Here is a 23,897-nt window from a genome sequence, read left to right as displayed (position 1 = left end):
CATGTTTCAGATTAATGCATTACTGTTAACCTAACCTCAGCAAAAAAATAATCAATTTTAGTGAGGCCAGCTATGGAAATGACTAACGCTCAACGTCTTATTCTTTCAAACCAATACTTCTTAATGTCTCAGCTTGACCCTTCAAACTCAGCAAAATACAAGCGTATGCAAACCATTGTTGAGCGCGGTTATGAACTCCAAATGTGTGAATTAAATAAAGAGTTTGGTTGTTTAAGTGATGCCCAATGTCGTGAAGTTATCGACATCATGGAGATGTATCACGCAATGCAAGAATCACACAAAATGCTCAGTGAAGAAGCGAGAAAAGACGTTGATGTACGTCGTTTGAATTTCTTAGGCTACGACATTGCAACAGAAGGCCAGTTGGTTAACTACGTTCGCTTCTTAGTCGATTCTGAAGGTCTTTATCCTCAATTTGACAAAGGCGACCACCATTTCAACAGTCAGATGCCAATGGCTGACAAATATCGTCGCATGCTGGCGACATGGCGTCACTGCCCACGTCAGTACCATTTGTCTGCAAATGAACTGCGTCAGATCTTTAACGCATAGTTAAGAGCTAACCATCGGTTAAAAATACTAATTTAAAATGCAGTAAGGCGGACTCTGTCCGCCTTACTTATATCAAAATTTCGGGCTTAGAAAAGGTAAGCAATACCAAAAGAAACGGTAGTACTAATACCACTTTCTATGATCGGACTTTTTTCTATATCCCCTTCCAGATTCGTATAGCGAACGTTGCCGTTCACTCTCACTGTATCAATGATATTCCAGTAGGCTGACGCGCCAATAAAGTACTGGCCGTCCCACTTCGCTTCAAACTCAGGCAATCCGCTACGTGCCGCTTCTTCACTAGAAACACCATAGAGATGGTTATTCAGCTTATCTGAGTTGTATGAGTAACCAATACCCGGAGTCACTCCCCAGTTACTAAAACGCAGTGGGAAACGCAACGCTACTTCTGCATATAAACCATTATGTGTATCACCGATGTCTGTCGCAGCAGAGGTTTCGAGTAAACCAACCGGAGTTCTCAATTGATAACTGACACCGCCTAAAATCGTTGAGGAACGCTTATCCAACATTTGAATTTGCGCATTGTCTGAGTCTCCCGGTTTGAGAGTTCTCGGATCATACATCAGTTTGAAAACGAAGTTTTGCGGAGAACTCATAGGCAGTACTCGGTAACCCGCACTGAAGCCACGTAGAAACAAGTGTTCGCCTTCATAGCCGATAACAGGAATAACCGTTTGATTCGATGGTGTTTCTTTATAGACCGCTGGTGAATACGCCGCTGCGACGCCTAACGACCATTGATCAGGTTGCGCTTGAGCAGGAAGTGCCATTGTCAAAGAGAGAGCAACAAACGCAGAAAAGTAGAACTTATTCATAGTGATAGTTATGTCCATTGGTATGCAATCCATTGAGTGACATCATACGAACCTATGCACCCATTGACAATAAAGATGAGAACTATTGTGATTTTTAACCTTTAAAACCGTTTGAACGTCTCATTCATGAACCACATTTGACGCGACAAGCACAAAACATTTCTTCTGCAAATATCAAATTCGAAATTTCTTTTTATCATCACTAATTTGAAATAAATGCATAATCTCTAAGCAAAATAGCGAATAGCAAACTAGTCTTAAATTGTTAGGGATTTATGTTTTAAAGCGGTTGTATGTCTGTTTGACATTTTTAGAGGGGACTTACTATGAGTATTTTTGACCACTTTCAGGCACGCTATGAAGCAGCCAAGGATGAAGAGCTAACAATTCAAGAGTTCTTAAATCTATGTAAAGAAGACAAAAGCGCATACGCAAATGCGGCCGAACGCCTGTTGCTCGCCATCGGTGAACCCGAGATGGTAGATACTTCAAAACACCCTCGATTAAGCCGTATTTTTTCAAACCGAGTTATCTCCAGATACAAAACTTTCCAAGACTTCTACGGTATGGAAGATGCCATAGAACAAATCGTGTCTTACTTAAAACACGCCGCTCAAGGCTTAGAAGAACGTAAACAAATTCTTTACTTACTCGGCCCTGTGGGTGGTGGTAAGTCTTCTCTTGCTGAAAAACTCAAAGCACTGATGCAGCAAATGCCTATTTATGTCCTTTCGGCAAATGGCAAACGCAGCCCTGTGAACGATCACCCGTTCTGCTTATTTGATGTCAACGAAGATGGAGAACTTCTAAAACAAGAATACGGTATCGAAAAACGCTATGTAAAATCCATCATGTCACCGTGGGCAGCAAAACGCTTACACGAGTTTGGTGGCGATATTACCAAGTTTAAAGTGGTTAAAGTTCGCCCTTCAATCTTGGATCAAATCGCAATAGCGAAAACCGAACCGGGTGACGAAAACAACCAAGATATTTCCTCACTGGTAGGTAAAGTCGATATTCGTCAGTTAGAACACTTCTCTCAAGACGATCCTGATGCTTATAGCTATTCAGGAGCATTGTGCCGCGCGAACCAAGGTTTAATGGAATTCGTAGAGATGTTTAAAGCGCCAATCAAAGTGCTTCACCCTCTACTCACCGCGACACAAGAAGGGAACTATAACGGTACAGAAGGTCTTTCAGCCTTACCGTTTGACGGAATGATACTCGCCCACTCTAACGAATCTGAATGGCAGGCTTTCCGTAACAACAAAAATAATGAGGCATTCCTAGACCGTGTTTATATCGTCAAGGTTCCTTACTGTCTGCGTGTTTCCGAAGAAGTTAAAATTTACCAAAAACTGCTTGAGCACAGTGAGCTTTCCAAAGCGCCATGCGCACCAAGTACACTTGATCTGCTTGCTCAATTCAGCGTACTTTCGCGTTTGAAAATTCCTGAAAACTCATCGCTATTTTCGAAAATGCGGGTTTACGATGGTGAAACACTCAAAGACACCGATCCAAAAGCGAAAAGCTACCAAGAGTATCGTGACTACGCAGGTGTCGATGAAGGCATGTCGGGGCTTTCCACTCGTTTTGCGTTCAAGATTCTCTCTCGCGTATTCAACTTCGACCACAGTGAAGTATCGGCAAACCCTGTACATCTCTTCTATGTAATTGAACAACAAGTAGAGCGTGAGCAGTTCCCACAGGAAACGGCTGACCGTTACTTAGAGTTTGTGAAAGGCTACCTAGTACCGCGTTATGTCGAGTTCATCGGTAAAGAAATTCAAACCGCATATTTGGAGTCCTACTCTGAGTACGGCCAAAACATTTTCGACCGCTACGTCACTTATGCGGATTTCTGGATTCAGGATCAGGAATACCGCGATCCGGAAACTGGACAACTGTTTGACAGAGCTTCACTCAACGGCGAACTGGAGAAAATCGAAAAAACCGCTGGGATCAGTAATCCGAAGGATTTCCGAAATGAAATCGTCAACTTCGTATTACGTGCACGTGCGAATAATAATGGTAACAACCCAGCTTGGACCAGCTACGAAAAATTGCGCACCGTTATCGAGAAAAAAATGTTCTCGAATACTGAGGAACTACTACCTGTTATCTCCTTTAATGCGAAAACCTCTTCTGAAGATCAGAAAAAACACGACAACTTTGTCGCTCGCATGATGGAGAAAGGTTATACCGAAAAACAAGTAAGACTATTGTCTGAGTGGTATTTACGCGTACGTAAATCTTCTTAAACACTGTCTGTACCCACAGAACTTGTTGTAAAGGGTATATCTGAAATCCAACTCAGCAGGCATCCAAGGACAGGATGCCTCGTTGGGGGAGCTATTCAGGTGACGTATACGGGGGAAGACTCATGCCGCAATTCATCGATAGACGATTAAACGGTAAGAACAAAAGCGCGGTGAACCGACAACGCTTTTTACGCCGTTATAAAGAACAGATTAAAGAGTCGGTTTCCGATGCGGTAAACCGCCGTTCAATCACGAACACAGAAACTGGGGAAGATGTCTCTATACCAAATAAAGACATCAAAGAGCCTGTCTTTCATCAAGGTCAGGGAGGCATGCGTGAGCGTGTACACCCAGGCAATGACCAATTCATACGCGGTGACAAGATAGAACGCCCTCGCGGAGGTGGTCAAGGCGGCGGGTCAGGTGAAGGAGAAGCCAACCAAGACGGTGAAGGCGAGGACGAATTTGTATTCCAGATTTCCAAAGACGAATATTTGGATATTCTGTTCGAAGACCTCGAACTGCCGAATCTCGAAAAAAACCAAATCAATAAGATAACGGAGTGGAAAACCCATCGAGCTGGATACCAGACTGCGGGTTCAGCTTCCAACATTGCTATTGTTCGTTCGCTACAACAATCATTGGCACGCCGCACGGCGATGACCGCCAATAAACGTCGTTTAATGAAAGAATTGGAAGAAGAGTTAGAACGAATTAAAGTCGCGGAACCTGCTCTGCTTCTAGAAGAAAAACGGATCAAAAAAGAGATTGAAGAACTGCGCGCCAAAATTGAAAGCGTGCCTTTTATTGATACCTTCGATTTGCGTTTCAAAAATTACGAAAAACGCCCTATTCCATCTAGCCAAGCGGTTATGTTCTGTTTGATGGACGTCTCTGGCTCTATGGACCAAGCCACCAAAGACATTGCGAAACGCTTTTACGTATTGCTCTATCTGTTCCTGACTCGAACATACAAAAACGTCGAAGTAGTGTTCATTCGTCACCATACTCAAGCGAAAGAGGTGGATGAACAAGAATTCTTCTATTCCCAAGAAACTGGCGGCACCATTGTTTCCAGTGCACTTAAGCTGATGCATGAGATCATTGAAGAACGATATCCGCTTGGTGAATGGAATATCTACGGTGCACAAGCTTCCGATGGTGATAACTGGGCGGATGATTCGCCACGCTGTAAAGAGTTGCTCACCAAACAACTGCTACCTTACTGTCAGTACTATGCCTATATCGAGATTACCCGTCGGTCGCATCAAACCTTATGGCACGAATATGAAAAACTGCAGCCAGCCTTTGGTAATTTTGCTATGAAGAACATTCGCAGTGTGGAGGATATTTTCCCTGTCTTTAGGGAACTATTCCAGAAGGAAACCGCATAGGGGGGAGCGCGTATGACAACCAATGCTACAAAAAATAAGTCAAATGCTGCGCCGAAGAAACGCGCAACCAAATCGAAAGTTCTGCCTGATGGGCCGGATTGGACCTTTGACATCCTAGAGCAGTACCACACAGAGATAAAACGTGTCGCTGAGTTTTATAAACTGGATACCTATGAGAACCAAATTGAAGTCATCACTTCTGAACAAATGATGGATGCCTATTCCAGTATTGGTATGCCTATCAATTACAACCACTGGTCATTTGGTAAGAAGTTTATCCATACCGAACAAAACTATAAGCATGGACAAATGGGATTGGCGTACGAGATCGTCATCAACTCCGACCCTTGTATAGCCTATCTGATGGAAGAAAACACCGTAACCATGCAAGCGTTGGTCATGGCTCACGCCTGTTACGGGCATAACTCTTTCTTTAAAGGAAACTACCTATTCCAAACATGGACCGACGCAAGTTCAATTATTGACTACCTGCTGTTTGCTAAAAATTACATTGCCGGATGTGAAGAGAAATATGGTGTTGATCAGGTAGAACGCTTATTAGATTCGTGCCATGCACTAATGAATTACGGTGTCGACAGATACAAACGTCCAGAAAAAATTTCCATCGCCGAAGAGAAAGCGCGCCAAGAAGAACGTGAAGAGTATTTGCAGTCTCAGGTGAATGCCCTTTGGCGCACCGTCCCACAGAAAGCGAGAGCGGAAGACGACCAACCGCGTTTCCCGAGTGAACCACAAGAGAACATTCTCTATTTCATCGAAAAACACGCACCACTGCTTGAATCATGGCAGCGTGAAATCGTCCGTATCGTGCGTAAAATTAGCCAGTATTTCTATCCGCAAAAACAAACACAGGTAATGAATGAAGGCTGGGCTACGTTTTGGCACTACACCATTTTGAATCACTTATATGATGAAGGATTAGTGTCTGACAAGTTCATCCTAGAGTTTCTGCACAGCCATACTAGTGTTGTGGCACAACCGCCATACAACAGCCGCTATTTCAGTGGTATCAACCCTTATGCGCTAGGGTTTGCAATGTTTACCGATATTAAACGAATTTGTGAAAACCCAACCGACGAAGACTACGAATGGTTCCCTGAACTGGCAGGGACAGACTGGTTAGAAGCGGTGCATTTCGCTATGCACAACTTCAAAGATGAAAGCTTTATCAGCCAATATTTATCACCGAAACTTATCCGTGATTTCAAACTGTTCGCCATTGCCGACGACGACAGGAAGAACTTCATTGAAGTCACCGCCATCCACAATGACAGCGGCTATCAACAGATACGGGAGAAGCTCGCTGCTCAATACAATCTGAGTAACTTGGAACCGAACATCCAAGTATTCAGCGTCGACGTTCGTGGAGACCGTTCCATCACACTGCAGTATGTCCCCCACGACCGAATTCCTTTAGACCCAAGCTACGAGGAGGTACTAAAACACATGCATCGCCTATGGGGTTTTGAAGTCAAATTAGAGGAGGTAAAAGACACTGGAAGAAGAGAAATCCTCGCAACCTGTCCTAAAAAAGGTGATCACGAATAGTGATTATCGTTGCGACAACTAAAACATCTAACCTAACAATTAGTTGTAAAAAGTAAGTAGTTGTAAAAGTAAATAGTTCTATATAACGAACAAAGCCCCAGACTCTCATCTGGGGCTTTTCTTATTCTGATTGCTTACGACTGCTTCGCCACAATACTGCGTACTAACTCCAAATCTTCAGGAGTATCGACACCCGCAGGAGGCGCTTCCAGCGCGACTGCGACGTGAATTTTTTCACCATACCAAAGCACACGTAGCTGCTCTAAACATTCAATTTTCTCAAGCTGGCTAGGCTGCCAGTTGATATAGGTATTAATGAAACCAGCACGATAAGCGTAGATACCAATGTGGCGCATTAAAGGTTGCAAGATGGTTTTGTCTTGCAAAGCAAAGTTATCACGATCCCATGGAATCGTTGCACGGCTGAAGTAGAGTGCGTACCCGTCTTTATCCGTTACCACTTTTACTGCATTGGGATTGAACACTTCACTTTCGTGATCAATTTCAACCGCCAGTGTTGCCATAGGAGCGTTGCTCGCCGCCAAATTATCCGCAACCTGACGAACAATAGCGGGTGGAATCAAGGGTTCATCACCTTGCACATTGACTATGATGTGGTCATCTTCAATGCCCATTAATGCAACCACTTCAGCCAAACGCTCAGTGCCTGACTGATGGTCTGGAGAAGTCATACACACCGTACCGCCAAACGCTTTAACCGCCTGTTCAACGCGAGCATCGTCAGTTGCGATAATCACTCTTTCAGCACCCGCCAAAAGAGACTGCTCATAAACCCATTGGATCATAGGTTTACCACCAATATCCGCGAGCGGTTTACCCGGTAAACGCGTCGACTGATAACGAGCAGGAATAACAACGGTAAATGACATTATCGTCCCTCGTCCATTGACATAGTACGAGCTTCCGGTTCAAGGAGAACAGGAATGCCCTCTTTGATTGGATAAGCAAGACGATCAAATTTACAAATGAGTTCTTGTTTATCTTTATCGTAAGTCAACTTGCCTTTACATAAAGGACAAGCAACGATTTCAAGCAGACGGTGATCCATACTGTTCCATAACCTCTTTAATAGTTTCCACAATATGCTGCTCATCATGATGAGAGATCTGCGCTGAGACTGGTAAATACCACCAGTTCTCTTTGGCAAACGCAGCACATTTTACAGCGTCTTTTTCTGTCATAACCACATGATCCCCACGTGTTGCTAATGCAAACAGCTGTGAGGAATCAAAGTCTTGGTGGTCAGCGAATCCGTGTTCTACTACAGGTTTAGCACCTAGCTCTTTTAAGGTGTTAAAAAAGCGTGGAGGATGCCCAATACCCGCCCAAGCTACGATGTTTGACAATGTGTTCACAGGCACTCTTTCTCCCGTGACCATATTTACCGCCAAGTCAGGTTGCAGTGTCATAGCCACTTCACCCGCGAGAGGGGTTCCGCCGTTAGTAATCGTAAAATCCACTTCTTTCAAACGCGACACAGGCTCACGAAGTGGACCCAAAGGCAGTAGCTGCTCATTGCCAAATCGTCTCACGCCATCAACAACGGCAAATTCAATATCACGATCCAATGCGTAATGCTGCAAGCCATCATCGGTAATAATAATGTCGATGTTTTCTTTCAGCAGTGCTTTCACAGCATTAGAGCGAATGGGGTCAACGGCAACAGGCGCTTTGGTGCGTTGATAAATAAGCTTGGGTTCGTCACCACAGTGGGCTGTCGACGTGTTATCTGAGACCATCAGCGGATAAGAAGGCGCTTTCGCTCCATAGCCTCGGGAAACCACACCGGGTTTATAACCTAAGCGTTGAAGCGTTTCGACCAACCAGATAACCACGGGCGTTTTACCATTACCACCAGCAGTAATATTGCCGACGATAACAACAGGCACTGGTGCCTTGTAGCTCTGTTTCTTTCCGGATTGAAATGCCTTTCTGCGAGAGCGGCTTATCGCTTTAAACACAAGGCTTAATGGCCACAAAAGTGGCCATAAGAGAAAACGAATCGGATGATGTTGAAACCAGATTTTTTCAATCACAGTTTGAGCCTACTCACCAAATTGAATTCGGTGCAGTTGTGCATAAGCACCATCTTTTTCAATCAATTCAGCGTGTTTACCGCGTTCAATGATTTCACCTTCATCAACAACCAAGATTTCGTCTGCTTGTTCGATGGTAGAAAGTCTGTGAGCAATAACCAGTACGGTTTTGTTCTTTTGCAGCTCATCCAACGCAGCTTGAATAGCACGCTCAGATTCGGTATCCAACGCTGATGTTGCCTCATCCAGAATCAACACTGGGGCATCACGCAGCAGTGCACGCGCAATAGCAATACGCTGACGCTGACCACCGGATAAGCTTGTTCCGTTCTCACCAATAATGGTATCTAGGCCATGCTGCATACCATTAATAAACTCCATTGCATGAGCTAAACGAGCAGCTTCTTCAATTTGCTCTCGGGTGTATTCACCCTCTGCTGCATAAGCGATGTTGTTTGCAATGGTATCGTTGAACAAATGCACGTTCTGCGACACTAAAGCGAAGTGCTTACGCAGGTTAGTTAGTTTGAAATCACGAACATCATGGCCATCTAACTCAATCACACCGGAGTCCACATCGTAAAAACGTGTAAACAGGTTCGCTATAGTCGATTTACCCGAACCAGAGCGCCCCACCAGAGCGACCGTTTTACCCTGCGGGATATCAAAACTGACGTGTGATAGCGCTGGTTTTTCTTTACCAGAATAAGTGAAAGTTACGTCTTTCACTGCAATCTCGCCACGAACCTTGTCCGTTTCGAAAGTACCGTTGTCGCGTTCGGTTTCAAGATCCATAAGGTTGAATAGTGTTGCACTTGCTGCCATACCGCGTTGGAACTCTGATGTCACGTTGGTTAACGCTTTTAAAGGGCGCATCAAACCAAACATCGCTGAGAAAACAACACTAAAAGTACCCGGAGTCAGTTCAGCACGAATGCTGTCATTGCTGGCGAGTAGTAACACGGTCACTAACGCTAACGACGCAATCATTTGAATAACAGGATCAGCGATCGATTGTGCCGCAACCATCTTCATGGTTTGCTGGCGCATGCGATTACTCACCTCATCAAAACGTTCGCGCTCTACAGCCTGACCACCGTAGCTCAATACAACTTTATGGCCTTTCAGCATCTGCTCTGCCGACGATGTAACATCACCCATCGTGGTTTGCATATTTTTAGAAATCTTGCGGAAACGCTTAGAAACGAAACGGATACCCATAGCAACTATCGGGGCAACAACGATCAGTACTAACGAAAGCTGCCAGCTGTTCCAGAACATCAGTGTGAGTAAACCGATAATGCTTGCACCTTCACGCACGATACTCACTAAAGCTCGGCTAGTTGCACCAGAGACTTGTTCAGAGTCGTAAGTAATACGTGACAATAAGCTACCGGTTGGTTCTTTATCAAAGAAAGTGACTGGCATGTGCATGAAATGGTGGAAAATAGCGCGGCGCATTTGCATGACCACATTACCGGAAACCCAGCTTAGGCAGTAGGAAGAAACAAATCCACTCAGGCCTCGAACAGCCATAACACCAAGAATAATAAACGGGATTACTTGTAAGAAATTAGATTCAACGTCACCAAAACCTTCGTCAAGAAGAGGTTTCAGTAGAGAAATCATGTAGGTATCAGAAACGGCATTCACAATTAAAGCAATGACAGCGACATATAGCCCTGTTTTGTAAAGGCGGATGTAAGTCCACAAGCGTTTAAATGTTTGCCATGTTGTTTCGTCGGTATTCAGTGACATATAAGTGCTTATTCTTATTTCAATATTGGTCGTCATTCTACCTCTTTACGCAGCATCTGCCTATACCAAGGGATAATCCCATCCTGCCGAAGAGTGAATAAGTGACGACTTTCTGCTCTATATTTCAAGGTTATCTGGCCGCTCTCTCCTGTGTCGTACCATTCAGACCCCAAACTGGTGTACCTGTCGACGATATCAGGGTGAGGAAGATTCCATCGATTCGTTTTATCTAACGATGCAATCGCTATTTGGGGTGAAACACGCTCAATAAATGCCTGTGTAGAAGAGGTTTTGCTGCCATGATGAGGAACGATCATGACATCACTTTGCAACATCGCATTATCTCGAGCCAGTAACCATTCACCAACAGCAGTAACATCCCCCGAAAGCAATACGCTGTGAGCATGCTTCATATCTGAAACGCGGACTACACATGAATGCTGATTGAAGGCTCGCTCGACTCGCTTTGGCGGCCATAACACAGAGAAATGCAGACCTTGCCACTGCCACTCTTCACCTCGCACGCATGCCAAAGCGTGTTCGATATACTGACTGGAATACACATTGCGAGGTAGAAGTAGCTGGTCGACATCCTTTTTGCCACCGGCATGATCATCATCGAAATGGCTGTATATCACTGCATCAATCGTGTCTGTTCCCCTTTTTGCAAGCAGCGGTGCAATCACAGAACGAACATAGCTGCCGTTCTCCCAGCTACTTCCCGTATCGTAAAGCAAGGTTTTCCCGTCTTTTTCGATCAAAACAGCCAGACCGTGACCAACATCGAGCACATCCATCCGCCAGTCATATGACGGAGTTCTAAACAACAAGGTTGAGATCAGAATTATCGTTAGCAAGATCTGGCTAAAACGGCTTACAACCATCCGTAGTAGCCAAACTAGTGTCAAAACCAGCATCAACTGAAGAAGCCATTCACTGATGTTAATCCAACCTGAAGTCGCGTGAGGGAGCGCATGCGCCAGTGGCTGAAACGAAAAGTCGACGAGTTGCCACAAACCGCCGCTGTAAGGGAAATCAAGGCAAGTAGCAATTACCGCCACAAAAAGTACAGGAATGATAAGAAAAGAGAACCAAGGAATAAAAACCATATTGAACAGGGTTGATACCCAGCTTACTCCACCAAAGAAGTAAACACTTACAGGTGCCATCATCAACACCAACATCACCTGCCCTGCGATAAATCGCGTCCACCACTGTGTCCAGTGTGCGGTAATTGAACAGAGATAAATCACAATACAAACGGCAATAAACGAAAGCCAGAAACTGCTTGCTAAAGAAGCAAACGGGTCAACCATCAAGACTGCCGCTAGCGTAAGTAAAATTCGTCGAGATACAGATACATGAATCCGTAAGGCAATAAGCAGCACATTGAGCAGACACATAATCAGTGCTCGCTGCGTCGGCAACGTAAAGCCAGCAAGCCACGCATAGCTCATCGCGAAGGATGCACCCAAAATAAAAGGAAACCACACGAACATAGGATGGAGTCTTGATACACCTAGGCCAAGTACATACCCTATCCCGAATGCAATACCTATATGCAGACCTGAAATCGCCACCAGATGAATCAACCCGCTGTTTCTCAGTTGCATCCAATCTGTTTGGCTCAACCCAGAGCGTTCGCCGAACATTAGGGCGGTTATCATTCCCTTAAATGGGCTATCTGATATTTGTTTTTGAACCGAGTCGTAAATCCAGTTTCGCAGACTTAATCCGGAGCTAATCTGAAAGCGGGAATTGTTAACTACCGATGCCCTAGCTACCCAACCTTGGCTTAAAGAGTAGGATTCAACATCAAATCCAACTTCATTCAATCTGCCAACAACAGGTTTCACTTTAACTGCAAATTCAAAGTGATCGCCAATTTGCAACAGCAAAGGTGATATTAAGCGAATACGAGGAGAGAGCCATGTAGTGACAACATGGTCATTTATTTGATGTACGGCAACAGAACCTTCGTATCCATAACTTATTTGTTTAAAAAAGCTGTCAACTTTTCCTTTTATGGTAATATCCAGCCCTGCTTGAAAAATGCTACTGGATTGAGTTTTTACTACGTTGCCATGTGTTATTATCACTAGCAAAGCGAGTACGATTCCGCCCCATCTTCTAAGCTTAGTGAATCGGACACTAAGAATGATAAAAAGTGGGCAAAATAGCGCAAAACCCAAATCTGGCATATAAGGCCAATAGGGCGATGACAAAACAGTGAGCGAAAACGAAGCAAGCGTCCAATTTTTCGATAAGAGAGTCATGGTTCCCTATGCCAAGAAAATTCATCAAAAAATTTATGCCTAACCATGACGTTATTAAGCGTCAAAAGGCATTAAAAATTTTTGGCAATGTTCTATATAACCCTAACTTGTGGTGTCTTAATCGACGCTCAGCAGCGGGTGCGTTTGCTGTTGGTCTCTTCATGGCGTTTGTTCCATTACCGAGTCAGATGATCATGTCCGCCGGTATAGCCATCGCTTTGGGTGTTAATCTACCGTTATCTGTTGCTTTGGTATGGATTACAAACCCAATTACCATGCCGTTTATTTTCTATATCGCCTATAAGCTTGGCGCTTGGTTACTCAATATCCCGCCACAGAATTTTCATTTTGAACTGTCTTGGGATTTTCTGGCACACCAAATGGGCACTATTGCTCCACCGTTCCTGTTGGGATGCGCGGTTTGCGCAGTTGTGGCATCAGTGATTGGCTATTTCGGTATTCGTGGCTTATGGCGTTACTCTGTAGTAAGAAGCTGGCAGAGACGACGTACAAAAATAACCTGAAAACCTAAAGAGAAAATAACGGACGTTCTAACTTGAGATGAGCTTATTGCTCAGCAATGAAATGAATGTAGCGCGAACATGAAAAAAGGACCTTTCGGTCCTTTTTTGCTTTTCCATCGTCTAGCTAAAATCGCTAACGCTGGCGTTTTATTTGCTGCTCAGAACAGAGGCCGGATTGAGCTTACTCGCTCTGGAGGCAGGATACCAAGTTGCCAACAAACTTAAGGCAATTGCAGTCCCTGACACTAAGAAAACATCTCCGGCAATCACTTGCGACGGTAAGAAGTCCACAAAGTAGATATCTCCAGATAAAAATTGATGGCCAATCAATGACTCTAGAGCTTTCACCATAGGTGTGAGATTTAAAGCCACCAGCACGCCTAACACACTGCCGACAACACCGCCAAGCACACCAGAAAACACGCCTTGCCAAACAAATATGCGTTTAACCAAACCATCGCTCGCGCCCATGGTGCGAAGAATCGCGATTTCTGCGGCTCTGTCTTTTACTGCCATCATCAGTGTCGAAACGATGTTGAAACTGGCAACACCAATCACCAACACCATCACCAAATACATAATGCTGCGTACCATTTGTATATCGCGATAAAGGAAACCGAACTTTTGTTGCCAGCTTCGAAGGTAGACGTATTCATTTAGCGTCGTCCCCACTTCTCGCACCACATTCGTTGCTGCCAGCACATTGCGCACTTTGATTGAAACACCGGTAACCGCATCGCCTAAGTTTGAATATTGCTGCGCATCTTCAATCGGCAAAAGTGCCAGACTGTGATCAATTTGTCCATTTAAGGCCAAAAGCCCTGCAATTTTTACTCGAACCCGCTTTGGTGCTTGAACTCTGTTTTCGCTGTTAGAGCTAGGGATCATCAAGGTGATGAAATCGCCAACCTTAGCATCCAATTTATCGGCAACGCCTTTGCCCAAAATCACTTGTTGCTGACCAGGTGTAAAATCTTGCCACGCATTATCCGTCACATATTGAGAAAGGCTGGATACCGCTCGCTCCATCTGCGGATCAATACCTCGAACTTCGATGGCTTTGAGCTGAGCACCTTTTTCTGCCAACGCAGTCATCTTCACATAAGGCGCAGCAGCCTCTACTTCGGAATTTTCATTAGCTTTTTTAACGATGTCCTGCCAGTTATTAATCGGCTGGCGGACACCTTCAAACTCGCCGTGTGAGATCACAGACAGCACTCTGTTTTGCAATTCACGCTCAAAGCCGTTCATTGCAGAGAGACCGATAATAATCACCGCAACACCCACCGCAATACCGATAGTTGAAGAAAGAGAAATAAAGGAAACCATTTTATTACGCTGTTTTGCACGACTAAAACGGCCTCCTATAAACATTGATAGTGAAGAGAACACTACGCCTCCTCCACATCAAGCAATAAGCCATCTTTCATGTGCATCTGGCGATCCATTTTCGCCGCCAGTTCTCCGTCGTGGGTGACGACTAGGAAAGCGGTTCCTGATTCTCTGTTCAGTTCACGCATCAGATCATAAATAGACAATGCCGTTGTGTGGTCCAAGTTACCCGTCGGTTCATCAGCCAACACTAGATCAGGTTTGTTGACCAATGCTCGAGCAATCGCAACACGTTGACGTTCGCCACCAGACAATTCCGAAGGACGATGCTCTAAACGGTGACTCAGCCCTACTCGTTCCAGCAAGGCTTGCGCCGACGCTTTCGCTTCAGAAACTTTCATCCCACCAATGAGAAGCGGCATAGCCACGTTTTCCAAAGCAGAAAAGTCTGCCAATAAATGATGGAACTGATACACAAACCCCAGGTGCTTGTTGCGAATTTTCGCCTGCTTGTTGGAATGTAAACTTGTCAGATCTTGCCCAAGAAACTCAACACTTCCTTCGGATGCATCATCAAGCGCACCGAGAATGTGTAACAGGGTACTTTTACCCGAGCCGGAAGAACCGATAATTGAGACGAGTTCCCCACGCTGAATATCGAAGCTGACGCCTTTTAATACCTGAGTTTGTAGTTCGCCTTCTTGGTAAGTTTTGCAAACTTGGTGACAACGTAAAAGGTTATTCATAACGTAAAGCCTCAGCGGGTTTAACAGATGATGCACGGTAAGACGGGAATAAAGTCGCTAGAAGACTCAGGCATATCGCCAATACCACCACAATAAAAATTTGGGTTGGATTGATCACCACTGGCAGCTCGCCACCCAGCGAGAACAGAGCTACACCCAAGCTATCCAAGATGGTATTCAGGTTACTCGCCAGCAACACGCCTAAGGTTCCACCTACGATGGCACCAATCACACCACTGCTGGCTCCTTGAACCATGAAAATCGCCAACACTTGGCGGTCTGTCATGCCCTGTGTTTTCAAAATCGCAACTTCGGCCTGTTTCTCCATCACCACCATAATCAGGGCTGAAATAATATTAAAAGCCGCTACACCGACAATCAGTCCAAGCATTAAGCCCATCATGTTCTTTTCCATCCCTACGGCTTGGAAAAGTTCACCACGCTGCTCACGCCAATCTGTCCAATGCCAGCCTTCTGGTAGCTTGGTGTTCGCAAGCTCACCGACGACAAATGGGTCTTCAAAAAACAGACGCCATCCCGATACCGTGTTTTGGTTAAATCTCAGCAGTTTTCCGGCGTCACTGATATGGGTAATCATTAATTGCCCGTCAACATCGGAACCCGTGTTAAAAATTCCCGCAACAGTAAAATTGCGCTGGCTTGGAAGACGTCCCAGAGGAGTGAACTGACTGGCACTGGTGACCATTAATCTGACTTTATCGTGCAGTGATACGTTGAGATTGCGAGCCAGTGTATGGCCCAAAAACACTTGGTACTCTCCCGCTTTAAGCGCCGAAAGACTTCCAGCAATCAGATAATCCATGATTGGATCTTTGTCACTAGGCTCAATCCCAACCATGAGCCCAGCAGCTAATTGAGACGGGCTCTGTATGACCGCTTCACTGCGGACAATGGGTTCAGGGCTACGCTGAGTAGATAGCTGAGTAATAAATTCAGGAGCTTGTTCTGTTAGCGTCGTTTTATCTTGAGCTTGAGAAACAACGGCTTGTGGCAAAACGCCAAGAATGCGACTTTTAAGCTGAGCTTCAAAACCATTCATGACGGAAAGAACGGTAACCAGAGACATCACGCCTATCGTAATACCAGCAGTAGACATATAAGACACGAATCGACTGAACCTATCACCGGAGCGTCCTCTGAGATAACGCAGGCCGATAAAGGTCGATATCGGATGAAACATAATAAAAACCAATAAAATAAGATGCCGATACTGTAACTATAAACCCGCCAAGGTTGTAGCTTTTCTTTGCCAAATCTATGTAAGAGCGCAAATTATTGATGAGGAAGACAAACATTCAATCCGCGAACTTCTCTCTGCTAAGAAAAACCAACATTTACGAGAAAAACAATTATTTGCGCCCGATGGACAGGCATAACTTGATTACTTGGTCGGTATGGCGATAATCAACAAAGAAAAGAAGGAACTTATATGACAGATCAAGAATTTTTCACTGTACATCATGCACTCACTATCAATGTCGAGCCAATGTCGGACGATTTCGTTTTTCCTTCTTATGAGCATTTCGTTGCTGAGATCCCCGCGCCATTTGTCGTTGCCAGCGAGTTCAGTCAGTTGGACCAACTCAATGATGCTGCGAAACTGGAGCTCAAAAACAGTGACTTTAAACATGTTGTCCAGTTGCTGGATACTCAGAACTCAAAGCTGAATCTGTTATTAACCTTCATGTTGTCCCAACAAGATGAACCAGAGCTACGCCACCAAACCACTTCTTTTGGGGCAAGCCAGTTATCCTACTTAACCGATAAAGCACCCGTGGTGGGTACTAAGCTGCGCATCAAGCTATTTATAGAACATCCTGCAGCGGCAATTTATTGCTACGCCACTGTCCATAGCATTGAAGAACACGATGCTGATAAAGTCGTCACCGTAAAATACGATTTACTACGCGACACTGACCAAGACTTGCTGATCAAAGCAGCCCTCTATCAACAGCAAAAACTTCTGCGTCAGCGCTCTTTGGATAGAGATAAAACATAAGCGTTTCCATGACTAAAAATACACTACTCTCTTTGAATCCGGCATCCACTGCCGGAGACAAAAAGCACATAGGTAACCTGAAAGGTGCCAGTTTGGCATTAGCCATCGCTGAAATAGCGAATGGTCATTCAGGACACACATTGTTAGCGGTGCCTGACCCACAAACAGCACTGAAACTGCTTCATGAAATTGAACAGTTCAGCGAGCACGAAGTCGCTCTTTTCCCTGACTGGGAAACCTTACCGTACGATAACTTCTCGCCTCATCAGGAAATTATCTCTGACCGCATATCCCGACTGTATAAGCTGCCTACGCTAAAGTCAGGCGTTACTATTGTACCGGTAAGCACACTGCTTCAACGCCAAACGCCGCGGGACTTTTTGCTTCAGCACACCTTGATGGTAAAACGCGGCGATCTTTTCTCGTTAGAAAAACTGAGATTACAGCTGGAAAAATCTGGTTATCGCCATGTAGACCAAGTGTTTGGCCCGGGTGAATACGCGAGCCGAGGCTCTATTCTTGACCTGTTCCCTATGGGCAGCTCAGACCCGTATCGTATTGATTTCTTCGATGATGAAATTGATACCATCCGCACGTTCGATCCAGAGAACCAACGCTCAATTGAAGAAATTCAGGAGATTTGTCTGCTTCCGGCGCACGAATTTCCAACAACAGAAAGTGCGATTGAAGATTTTCGAATTCGCTGGCGTCAACGCTTTGAAGCGCGTCGCGAGCCTGAGTCGGTTTACATGCAGGTTTCAAAAGGCACTTGGCCTGCTGGTATTGAATACTGGCAACCACTGTTTTTCGAACAAACCGAGACTCTGTTTGATTATTTGCCAGCGGACAGCCAGCTTATTTCTGTTGGGGATTTAGAAAAATCCATCGATCAATTCTTAACAGACGTCGACTACCGATACGATCAGCGCAAAGTAGACCCACTGCGTCCTTTGCTTCCACCAGAAGAACTGTGGCTTAAGAAAGACGAATTGTTTACACAGTTCAAGGAACTGCCTCATACCGTGATGAGTATCGACCCTGTGGCTGAAAAAGCCGGTCGCACGAATCCTGATATCAGCGCTCTTCCTACGCTTGCCGTTCAGCACCAAAACAAAGAACCGATGGCGGCACTGCGTCAGTTCAGCGAGCAATTTACTGGCAAGATCATCTTCTCCGTAGAATCGGAAGGTCGACGTGAAGCCTTACTTGAACTGTTACAACAGATCAAGCTTCGCCCACACAGCAAGGGCTCATTTAGTGAAGCGCTACAAAGCAGCGATAGATTTGCGCTGATTCTAGGCTCCTCAGAGCATGGTTTTATTTTTGGAACCGACAAGATCGCACTGATCTGTGAAAGCGATTTATTGGGTGACCGCGTCATTCAACGCCGCAAAAAAGATCGTAAAACCACCAATAGCGATGCTGTAATTCGCAACCTTGCTGAACTCAAACCGGGTCAACCTGTGGTTCATATTGACCACGGTATCGGCCGTTACGTCGGCCTGCAAACCTTGGAAGCCGGTGGTTTAACCACAGAATACGTAACACTGGAGTATTTGAATGAAGCCAAACTCTATGTTCCAGTTTCATCGCTGAATCTGATTAGCCGATACTCAGGCGGCGCGGAAGAGAGTGCGCCGTTACACAAACTGGGCAGTGAATCATGGACTAAAGCTCGTCGCAAAGCCGCTGAAAAGGTTCGCGACGTCGCAGCTGAATTGTTGGATGTCTATGCCAAACGTGAGCTTAAACCGGGCTTTAAGTTCACTCTGGACAGAGATCAGTACGCGACATTCAAAGCGGGATTCCCGTTTGAGGAAACCGATGATCAGGCAATGGCAATTAATGCAGTACTGTCTGATATGTGCCAAGCCAAAGCAATGGATCGACTGGTGTGTGGTGATGTGGGCTTTGGTAAAACTGAAGTGGCGATGCGCGCGGCGTTCTTGTGTACGGATAACAACAAACAAGTTGCGGTATTAGTTCCGACTACCCTGCTGGCGCAGCAACACTTTGAGAACTTCCGTGACCGATTTGCCAACCTGCCAATTCGTGTCGAAGTGCTCTCTCGCTTCAAGTCAGCCAAAGAGCAAAAACAAATTCTACAAGATGTGGCTGAAGGCAAAGTCGACATCTTAGTCGGGACGCACAAGCTGCTTTCTAACGATATTAAGTTTGCTGATTTAGGCTTGCTGATTGTTGATGAAGAACACCGTTTTGGTGTTCGTCAGAAAGAAAAAGTGAAAGCGATGCGTGCGGATGTGGATATCCTGACTCTCACAGCAACGCCAATTCCGCGCACATTGAATATGGCAATGAGTGGAATGCGTGACCTGTCGATAATCGCAACCCCACCTGCTCGTCGTTTAGCGATAAAAACCTTTGTCCGCCAAAGTGAAGACAGTGTTGTTCGTGAAGCTGTTCTGCGTGAAATCATGCGTGGTGGTCAGGTGTACTTCCTGCACAACCAAGTCGAAACCATCGAAAAAGTGGCGGAAGACTTAACCAAGCTGGTTCCTGAAGCTCGAATTACCACTGCTCACGGGCAAATGCGCGAACGTGAACTGGAACGCGTGATGAATGATTTCTACCATCAGCGCTTCAACCTGTTGGTGTGTACTACCATTATTGAAACAGGTATCGACGTTCCGACCGCCAACACCATTATTATGAATCGCGCGGATTCATTAGGTTTGGCACAGTTACACCAATTGCGTGGTCGTGTAGGCCGTTCGCACCACCAAGCTTATGCGTACTTGTTAACGCCGCCACCAAAAGCAATCACTAAGGATGCAGTCAAACGTCTTGAAGCTATCGCTTCGTTGGAAGACCTAGGTGCAGGCTTTACGTTAGCCACACACGACTTGGAAATTCGAGGGGCTGGTGAACTGTTGGGCGATGAGCAAAGTGGTCAGATCCAATCCATCGGCTTCACGCTTTACATGGAAATGCTGGAGCAAGCTGTTGAAGCATTGAAATCGGGTAAAGAACCATCCTTGGATGACTTACTCCGCGAACAAACAGAAGTGGAAATGCGTTTACCAGCGCTGTTACCAGAAGACTATATTCCTGATATCAATACGCGTTTGTCTATGTATAAACAAATTGCCAGCGTCCATGATGAAAGCGAGCTTGCTGAACTGAAAGTAGAATTGATTGACCGCTTCGGCAAATTGCCAGATGCGGCTTTGAATCTGCTGGCTCTTGCGCAACTTAAGCTTGATGCAGCACAACTTAAAATTCGTAAAATTGAAGCCCATGAGAAAGGCGGCTATATCGAGTTCTATCCAAATGCTGACATTAACCCTATGTTTTTGGTTAAACTGTTGCAGTCTCAACCGAAAAAATTTGCGATGGATGGTCCAACCAAATTTAAGTATGCGTTACCATTAGTCGACAGAAGAGAACGAATTCAGTTTGTTGCAGACATGCTGGGCGAATTCCAGCAAAATCTACTTCCAACAGCGTAAAGGCCTCTCTGAAAAAGTGAAGCCTTAAAAAATGATGTAAGGTGCGAAGCACCGAATGACGGAGTCATAATGAAAAAACTGATCCCATTACTGCTTTTACTGGTTTCAATGCCTAGCTTGGCTCAGAGACAGTTTGATATTGAAGTCATCATCTTCAAAAGAGCAGTAGATGCAGAAAAAATCAGCGAATCTTGGCCAGATAACCTGCCTGAAATTAACATGGCTCGAGCTGGCAGCTTTTCTGATGCTGCCTATCGTCAATCGAAAGGCGTTAAAATGCTTGCCTATTCAGATTATCAACTTAATGACCAAGTTCAAGAGTTGAAAAAGCACGCTGGCTTTGACGTCTTGCTACACACTGCATGGCGTCAGGGTGATGAAGGAAGAAGTTCTGCACCTGTATTCCATATTCAGGCAGGTAAAGATTACTCGCGTCAATATCGTCCTGATGGCAGCGCCATTAATAGCGCAACCACACAAACATCGATTGATGGTGTGACAGAACAAAGTATTGCTAAACCATTTTATGAGCTAGACGGTACCTTACAGATTTACGTTCAGCATTATCTCTACGCTGAAGTGATGATGGACTTAAAAGAGCCGAGTGTTCGTGAAGTGTTGATACAGGACACGCCGCTAGAGCTGACACCTACTGACGAACAAGCCGACGGCACGGTTCAAGCAGGTAACTTAGCACCTGTTTCTCCAACAAGAAAAGTAGAAAGCTTCTTGAAAAGTTATCGCATCGACCAGAAAAGACGTATGCGCAGTAGCGAAACGCACTATTTGGACCACCCTTTGATGGGCATGATTATCCAGGTGCGAAAAGTAGCAGAGCAGTAAATATATTGAAGCGCCCTATGGGCGCTTTTTTGTATTCATAAAACCAGAACAACAATTGAGATTAGACCATGCTGCCAGACTTTCAGATTGTGACTCAGCGACTACAGCTAAGGTTGCTTAAGTTAGAGGAAGCCGAAGCCTTATCCGGCTGCATTCGTCACTCCCCATCTCTTCATCAGTGGGTTGACTGGTGTCACGATCAATTTTCCGAGAAAGATGCCGAGCAGTTCATCTTGGCGAACCGTTTAAATTGGGTTAAGGCAGATGCTTACGGCTTCGGAGTGTTTGAAAAACAGACGCAGACATTAGTCGGAATGGTCGCGATCAACGAATTCTATCGCGTATTTAATATGGCGAGTTTAGGTTATTGGATTGCCGATAATCATCAGCACAAAGGTTATGGAAAAGAAGCCGTCGATGCATTAATTGAATTCTGTTTTAGCCAGCTAAAGCTCACCAGAATAGAGATTGTGTGTGATCCTGAAAACATACCGAGCCAAAAGTTGGCATTAGCTTGTGGCGCGTTGAAAGAGTACATTGCCCGCAACCGATTCATGTTTAATGATCAACCCAAAGACGGGATAGTGTTCTCTTTAATCCCCGACTGAATACTGGTTAAACAAACGGATAGAACCAATAATCAAATTGCCAGACATAAAAAATCCCACTATCTAGTTAGTGGGATTTTTTTAATTGAATCAATGTCGATTAGTGCAGTTTTAAGTTAGGACGCAATACTCGGTTAATGCGGCCCACTAACATCATCAAACCGGTTTTGAAAATGCCGTGCAGCGCCATCTGATGCATACGGTACAGTGAAATGTACACGACGCGTGCAATACGACCTTCAACCATCATAGAGCCTTTGGTTAAGTTGCCCATTAAGCTACCCACGGTAGAAAAACGGCTTAGCGAAACCAAAGAACCGTGGTCTTTGTACACATAGGGTTTTAGCTCACGACCATTAATCATTGCCACAATGTTCTTAAACGCTTGTGAGGCCATCTGGTGAGCAGCTTGAGCACGAGGCGGTACAAACGAACCATCAGCCTGCGTGCATTGCGCAAGGTCACCAATAACGAAGATATTGTCGTCACGAGTGGTTTGCAGCGTGCCTTTCACCACTAACTGGTTAATACGGTTAGTCTCAAGGCCAGCGATATCTTTCATGAAATCTGGCGCTTTAATACCCGCCGCCCAAACCATGATTTGCGCAGTAATTTTTTCGCCATCTTTGGTTGTTAAACCGTCTTTTTCTGCCTGTGTTACCATGGTTGCTGTGCGTACGTTAACGCCAAGTTTAGTCAGCTCACTGTGCGCCGCAGACGAGATACGAGGAGGCAATGCAGGAAGAATACGCTCACCCGCTTCAATCAGGTTTACATTCAGTTTGCTTGAGTCGAGATCGCCGAATCCGTAAGTACGAAGTTCTTTCACCGCATTGTGCAGTTCTGCTGACAGCTCAACGCCGGTCGCACCTGCACCAACAATCGCGATATCTACCGTACCGTGACCATTTTTCGCATGCAGCTTCAAAAACTCGTTGTTCATTTCAGTACGGAAACGATGAGCTTGTTCTGGGCTATCAAGGAAAATACAGTTCTCACGAACACCAGGGGTATTGAAATCGTTTGAGGTTGAACCGATCGCCATGACCAGAATGTCATACGACAGTTCACGTTTTGGCATCAACAACTCACCATGATCGTCACATAATTCGCTTAGTACGATTTTCTTACTGTCACGATCAATGGATTCAAGACTTCCTAGCTGGAAATCAAAGCTGTGGTTCTTTGCGTGCGCACGGTAACTCAGTGCATCAACACCTTCATCCAGTGAGCCAGTAGCAACTTCATGTAATAGCGGCTTCCACAGGTGACTGGATTTTCTGTCAACCAGAGTGATATCAGCTCGGTTTTTACGGCCCAAGGTACGTCCAAGCTTAGTTGCAAGCTCAAGACCACCAGCGCCACCACCAACTACAATAATGCGTGTCACAACAACATTCCTCAAAAATAATGAAAAATCAAAGTTCAGCATGACAAATTCACACTGAAGAAATTCTTAAATTCGTACTAAGCTCAACGATTTGAGGCTAATTATTAATGTTTAAGTGTTTGGGACAGAAATGGATTTCAATCTAAATTCTAGGCAAGTTTTATCTCTTGCTCTTTATCGTTTTTTTGATATACATCAAATTTATTTCGAGGCTCACATTATATAGAGCTAAATCCT

Annotated in this window: 19 protein-coding genes; 9 read left to right on the top strand and 10 right to left on the bottom strand. The window is 45.0% G+C overall.

What is annotated here, in order from left to right:
* The first annotated feature begins 72 nt into the window (after window positions 1–72).
* Window positions 73–573, top strand: a complete 501-nt coding sequence (locus L3V23_RS11605) for a YfbU family protein (protein ID WP_102940650.1) — start codon at window positions 73–75, stop codon at window positions 571–573.
* An 86-nt stretch (window positions 574–659) separates the two neighbouring features.
* Here L3V23_RS11605 and L3V23_RS11600 read toward each other — a convergent pair whose 3' ends face one another.
* Entirely contained in the window at window positions 660–1,367 is a 708-nt protein-coding gene (locus L3V23_RS11600) for a MipA/OmpV family protein (RefSeq protein WP_237292403.1), read from the bottom strand.
* Window positions 1,368–1,738: 371 nt separating this feature from the next.
* Between L3V23_RS11600 and L3V23_RS11595 the strand changes: the two genes are divergently transcribed.
* The 3 genes from L3V23_RS11595 to L3V23_RS11585 all read left to right on the top strand — a co-directional run bounded on the left by L3V23_RS11595 (window position 1,739) and on the right by L3V23_RS11585 (window position 6,636).
* Entirely contained in the window at window positions 1,739–3,673 is a 1,935-nt protein-coding gene (locus L3V23_RS11595) for a PrkA family serine protein kinase (protein ID WP_042486692.1), read from the top strand.
* A gap of 122 nt (window positions 3,674–3,795) precedes the next feature.
* On the top strand, window positions 3,796–5,067 hold the full coding sequence (locus L3V23_RS11590) for a YeaH/YhbH family protein (protein ID WP_102965546.1): 1,272 nt from the start codon (window positions 3,796–3,798) through the stop codon (window positions 5,065–5,067).
* Window positions 5,068–5,079: 12 nt separating this feature from the next.
* Complete coding sequence (locus L3V23_RS11585) at window positions 5,080–6,636, top strand: SpoVR family protein (protein ID WP_042486699.1); 1,557 nt, start codon at window positions 5,080–5,082, stop codon at window positions 6,634–6,636.
* A 134-nt stretch (window positions 6,637–6,770) separates the two neighbouring features.
* Here the strand turns inward: L3V23_RS11585 and kdsB are convergent, their stop codons facing one another.
* From kdsB to L3V23_RS11560, 5 genes are read right to left on the bottom strand one after another with little or no spacing between them, the layout of a single operon-like run.
* Window positions 6,771–7,526 carry a 3-deoxy-manno-octulosonate cytidylyltransferase gene (kdsB, locus tag L3V23_RS11580; protein WP_102965545.1) on the bottom strand — a complete coding sequence of 252 codons (756 nt, stop codon included), beginning with the start codon at window positions 7,524–7,526 and terminating at the stop codon, window positions 6,771–6,773.
* A complete protein-coding gene (locus tag L3V23_RS11575; RefSeq protein ID WP_102940655.1) occupies window positions 7,526–7,705 on the bottom strand; it encodes a Trm112 family protein in 180 nt (59 codons plus the stop codon). Before L3V23_RS11575 ends, kdsB begins: the two co-directional genes overlap by 1 nt.
* Window positions 7,686–8,693, bottom strand: coding sequence for a tetraacyldisaccharide 4'-kinase (gene lpxK, locus L3V23_RS11570; protein WP_102965544.1), 1,008 nt, complete (start codon window positions 8,691–8,693; stop codon window positions 7,686–7,688). Before lpxK ends, L3V23_RS11575 begins: the two co-directional genes overlap by 20 nt.
* A 9-nt stretch (window positions 8,694–8,702) precedes the next feature.
* Window positions 8,703–10,451 (bottom strand): lipid A ABC transporter ATP-binding protein/permease MsbA, encoded by a 1,749-nt coding sequence (gene msbA / locus L3V23_RS11565; protein ID WP_102953908.1) that lies wholly within the window; start codon window positions 10,449–10,451, stop codon window positions 8,703–8,705.
* A gap of 32 nt (window positions 10,452–10,483) precedes the next feature.
* Window positions 10,484–12,727: a DNA internalization-related competence protein ComEC/Rec2 gene (locus L3V23_RS11560; protein WP_102965543.1), complete on the bottom strand. Its 2,244-nt coding sequence runs from the start codon at window positions 12,725–12,727 to the stop codon at window positions 10,484–10,486.
* A gap of 8 nt (window positions 12,728–12,735) precedes the next feature.
* Here L3V23_RS11560 and L3V23_RS11555 point away from each other — a divergent pair, with 8 nt between their 5' ends.
* On the top strand, window positions 12,736–13,251 hold the full coding sequence (locus L3V23_RS11555) for a DUF2062 domain-containing protein (protein WP_102962690.1): 516 nt from the start codon (window positions 12,736–12,738) through the stop codon (window positions 13,249–13,251).
* A gap of 147 nt (window positions 13,252–13,398) precedes the next feature.
* Here L3V23_RS11555 and lolE read toward each other — a convergent pair whose 3' ends face one another.
* Genes lolE through lolC form a run of 3 tightly spaced genes read right to left on the bottom strand, consistent with a single transcriptional unit; the run spans window position 13,399 to window position 16,530 of the window.
* Window positions 13,399–14,643: a lipoprotein-releasing ABC transporter permease subunit LolE gene (gene lolE, locus L3V23_RS11550; protein ID WP_102965542.1), complete on the bottom strand. Its 1,245-nt coding sequence runs from the start codon at window positions 14,641–14,643 to the stop codon at window positions 13,399–13,401.
* A complete protein-coding gene (lolD, locus tag L3V23_RS11545) occupies window positions 14,643–15,329 on the bottom strand; it encodes a lipoprotein-releasing ABC transporter ATP-binding protein LolD (protein ID WP_102965541.1) in 687 nt (228 codons plus the stop codon). The genes lolE and lolD overlap by 1 nt, the downstream gene beginning before the upstream one ends.
* Window positions 15,322–16,530: a lipoprotein-releasing ABC transporter permease subunit LolC gene (gene lolC / locus L3V23_RS11540; RefSeq protein ID WP_180980280.1), complete on the bottom strand. Its 1,209-nt coding sequence runs from the start codon at window positions 16,528–16,530 to the stop codon at window positions 15,322–15,324. Before lolC ends, lolD begins: the two co-directional genes overlap by 8 nt.
* A gap of 249 nt (window positions 16,531–16,779) precedes the next feature.
* Between lolC and L3V23_RS11535 the strand changes: the two genes are divergently transcribed.
* From L3V23_RS11535 to L3V23_RS11520, 4 genes are all read left to right on the top strand, one after another.
* Window positions 16,780–17,349, top strand: coding sequence for a PilZ domain-containing protein (locus tag L3V23_RS11535; protein WP_102953890.1), 570 nt, complete (start codon window positions 16,780–16,782; stop codon window positions 17,347–17,349).
* Between the two features lie 8 nt (window positions 17,350–17,357).
* A complete protein-coding gene (gene mfd, locus L3V23_RS11530; RefSeq protein ID WP_237292366.1) occupies window positions 17,358–20,819 on the top strand; it encodes a transcription-repair coupling factor in 3,462 nt (1,153 codons plus the stop codon).
* Between the two features lie 69 nt (window positions 20,820–20,888).
* Window positions 20,889–21,662, top strand: a complete 774-nt coding sequence (locus L3V23_RS11525; protein WP_102986857.1) for a peptidoglycan binding protein CsiV — start codon at window positions 20,889–20,891, stop codon at window positions 21,660–21,662.
* A gap of 68 nt (window positions 21,663–21,730) precedes the next feature.
* Entirely contained in the window at window positions 21,731–22,270 is a 540-nt protein-coding gene (locus L3V23_RS11520) for a GNAT family protein (protein ID WP_237292365.1), read from the top strand.
* 100 nt (window positions 22,271–22,370) lie between these two features.
* Here the strand turns inward: L3V23_RS11520 and L3V23_RS11515 are convergent, their stop codons facing one another.
* Entirely contained in the window at window positions 22,371–23,660 is a 1,290-nt protein-coding gene (locus L3V23_RS11515; protein WP_237292364.1) for an NAD(P)/FAD-dependent oxidoreductase, read from the bottom strand.
* Window positions 23,661–23,897 lie beyond the last annotated feature (237 nt).

This window comes from Vibrio sp. A1-b2 (assembly GCF_021726015.1).
Taxonomy (GTDB): Bacteria; Pseudomonadota; Gammaproteobacteria; order Enterobacterales; family Vibrionaceae; genus Vibrio; species Vibrio diazotrophicus.
Note: the sequence above shows the minus strand (reverse complement) of the source record. Positions and strands in the feature narration are given on the sequence as shown.

Excerpts from the sequence above, each read along its gene's own strand:
- L3V23_RS11605 (WP_102940650.1), top strand. The coding sequence starts at position 73 with ATGGAAATGACTAACGCTCAACGTCTTATTCTTTCAAACCAATACTTC.
- L3V23_RS11600 (WP_237292403.1), bottom strand. The coding sequence starts at position 1,367 with ATGGCACTTCCTGCTCAAGCGCAACCTGATCAATGGTCGTTAGGCGTC.
- L3V23_RS11595 (WP_042486692.1), top strand. The coding sequence starts at position 1,739 with ATGAGTATTTTTGACCACTTTCAGGCACGCTATGAAGCAGCCAAGGAT.
- L3V23_RS11590 (WP_102965546.1), top strand. The coding sequence starts at position 3,796 with ATGCCGCAATTCATCGATAGACGATTAAACGGTAAGAACAAAAGCGCG.
- L3V23_RS11585 (WP_042486699.1), top strand. The coding sequence starts at position 5,080 with ATGACAACCAATGCTACAAAAAATAAGTCAAATGCTGCGCCGAAGAAA.
- kdsB (WP_102965545.1), bottom strand. The coding sequence starts at position 7,526 with ATGTCATTTACCGTTGTTATTCCTGCTCGTTATCAGTCGACGCGTTTA.
- L3V23_RS11575 (WP_102940655.1), bottom strand. The coding sequence starts at position 7,705 with ATGGATCACCGTCTGCTTGAAATCGTTGCTTGTCCTTTATGTAAAGGC.
- msbA (WP_102953908.1), bottom strand. The coding sequence starts at position 10,451 with ATGTCACTGAATACCGACGAAACAACATGGCAAACATTTAAACGCTTG.
- L3V23_RS11560 (WP_102965543.1), bottom strand. The coding sequence starts at position 12,727 with ATGACTCTCTTATCGAAAAATTGGACGCTTGCTTCGTTTTCGCTCACT.
- L3V23_RS11555 (WP_102962690.1), top strand. The coding sequence starts at position 12,736 with ATGCCAAGAAAATTCATCAAAAAATTTATGCCTAACCATGACGTTATT.
- lolD (WP_102965541.1), bottom strand. The coding sequence starts at position 15,329 with ATGAATAACCTTTTACGTTGTCACCAAGTTTGCAAAACTTACCAAGAA.
- lolC (WP_180980280.1), bottom strand. The coding sequence starts at position 16,530 with ATGTTTCATCCGATATCGACCTTTATCGGCCTGCGTTATCTCAGAGGA.
- L3V23_RS11535 (WP_102953890.1), top strand. The coding sequence starts at position 16,780 with ATGACAGATCAAGAATTTTTCACTGTACATCATGCACTCACTATCAAT.
- mfd (WP_237292366.1), top strand. The coding sequence starts at position 17,358 with ATGACTAAAAATACACTACTCTCTTTGAATCCGGCATCCACTGCCGGA.
- L3V23_RS11525 (WP_102986857.1), top strand. The coding sequence starts at position 20,889 with ATGAAAAAACTGATCCCATTACTGCTTTTACTGGTTTCAATGCCTAGC.
- L3V23_RS11520 (WP_237292365.1), top strand. The coding sequence starts at position 21,731 with ATGCTGCCAGACTTTCAGATTGTGACTCAGCGACTACAGCTAAGGTTG.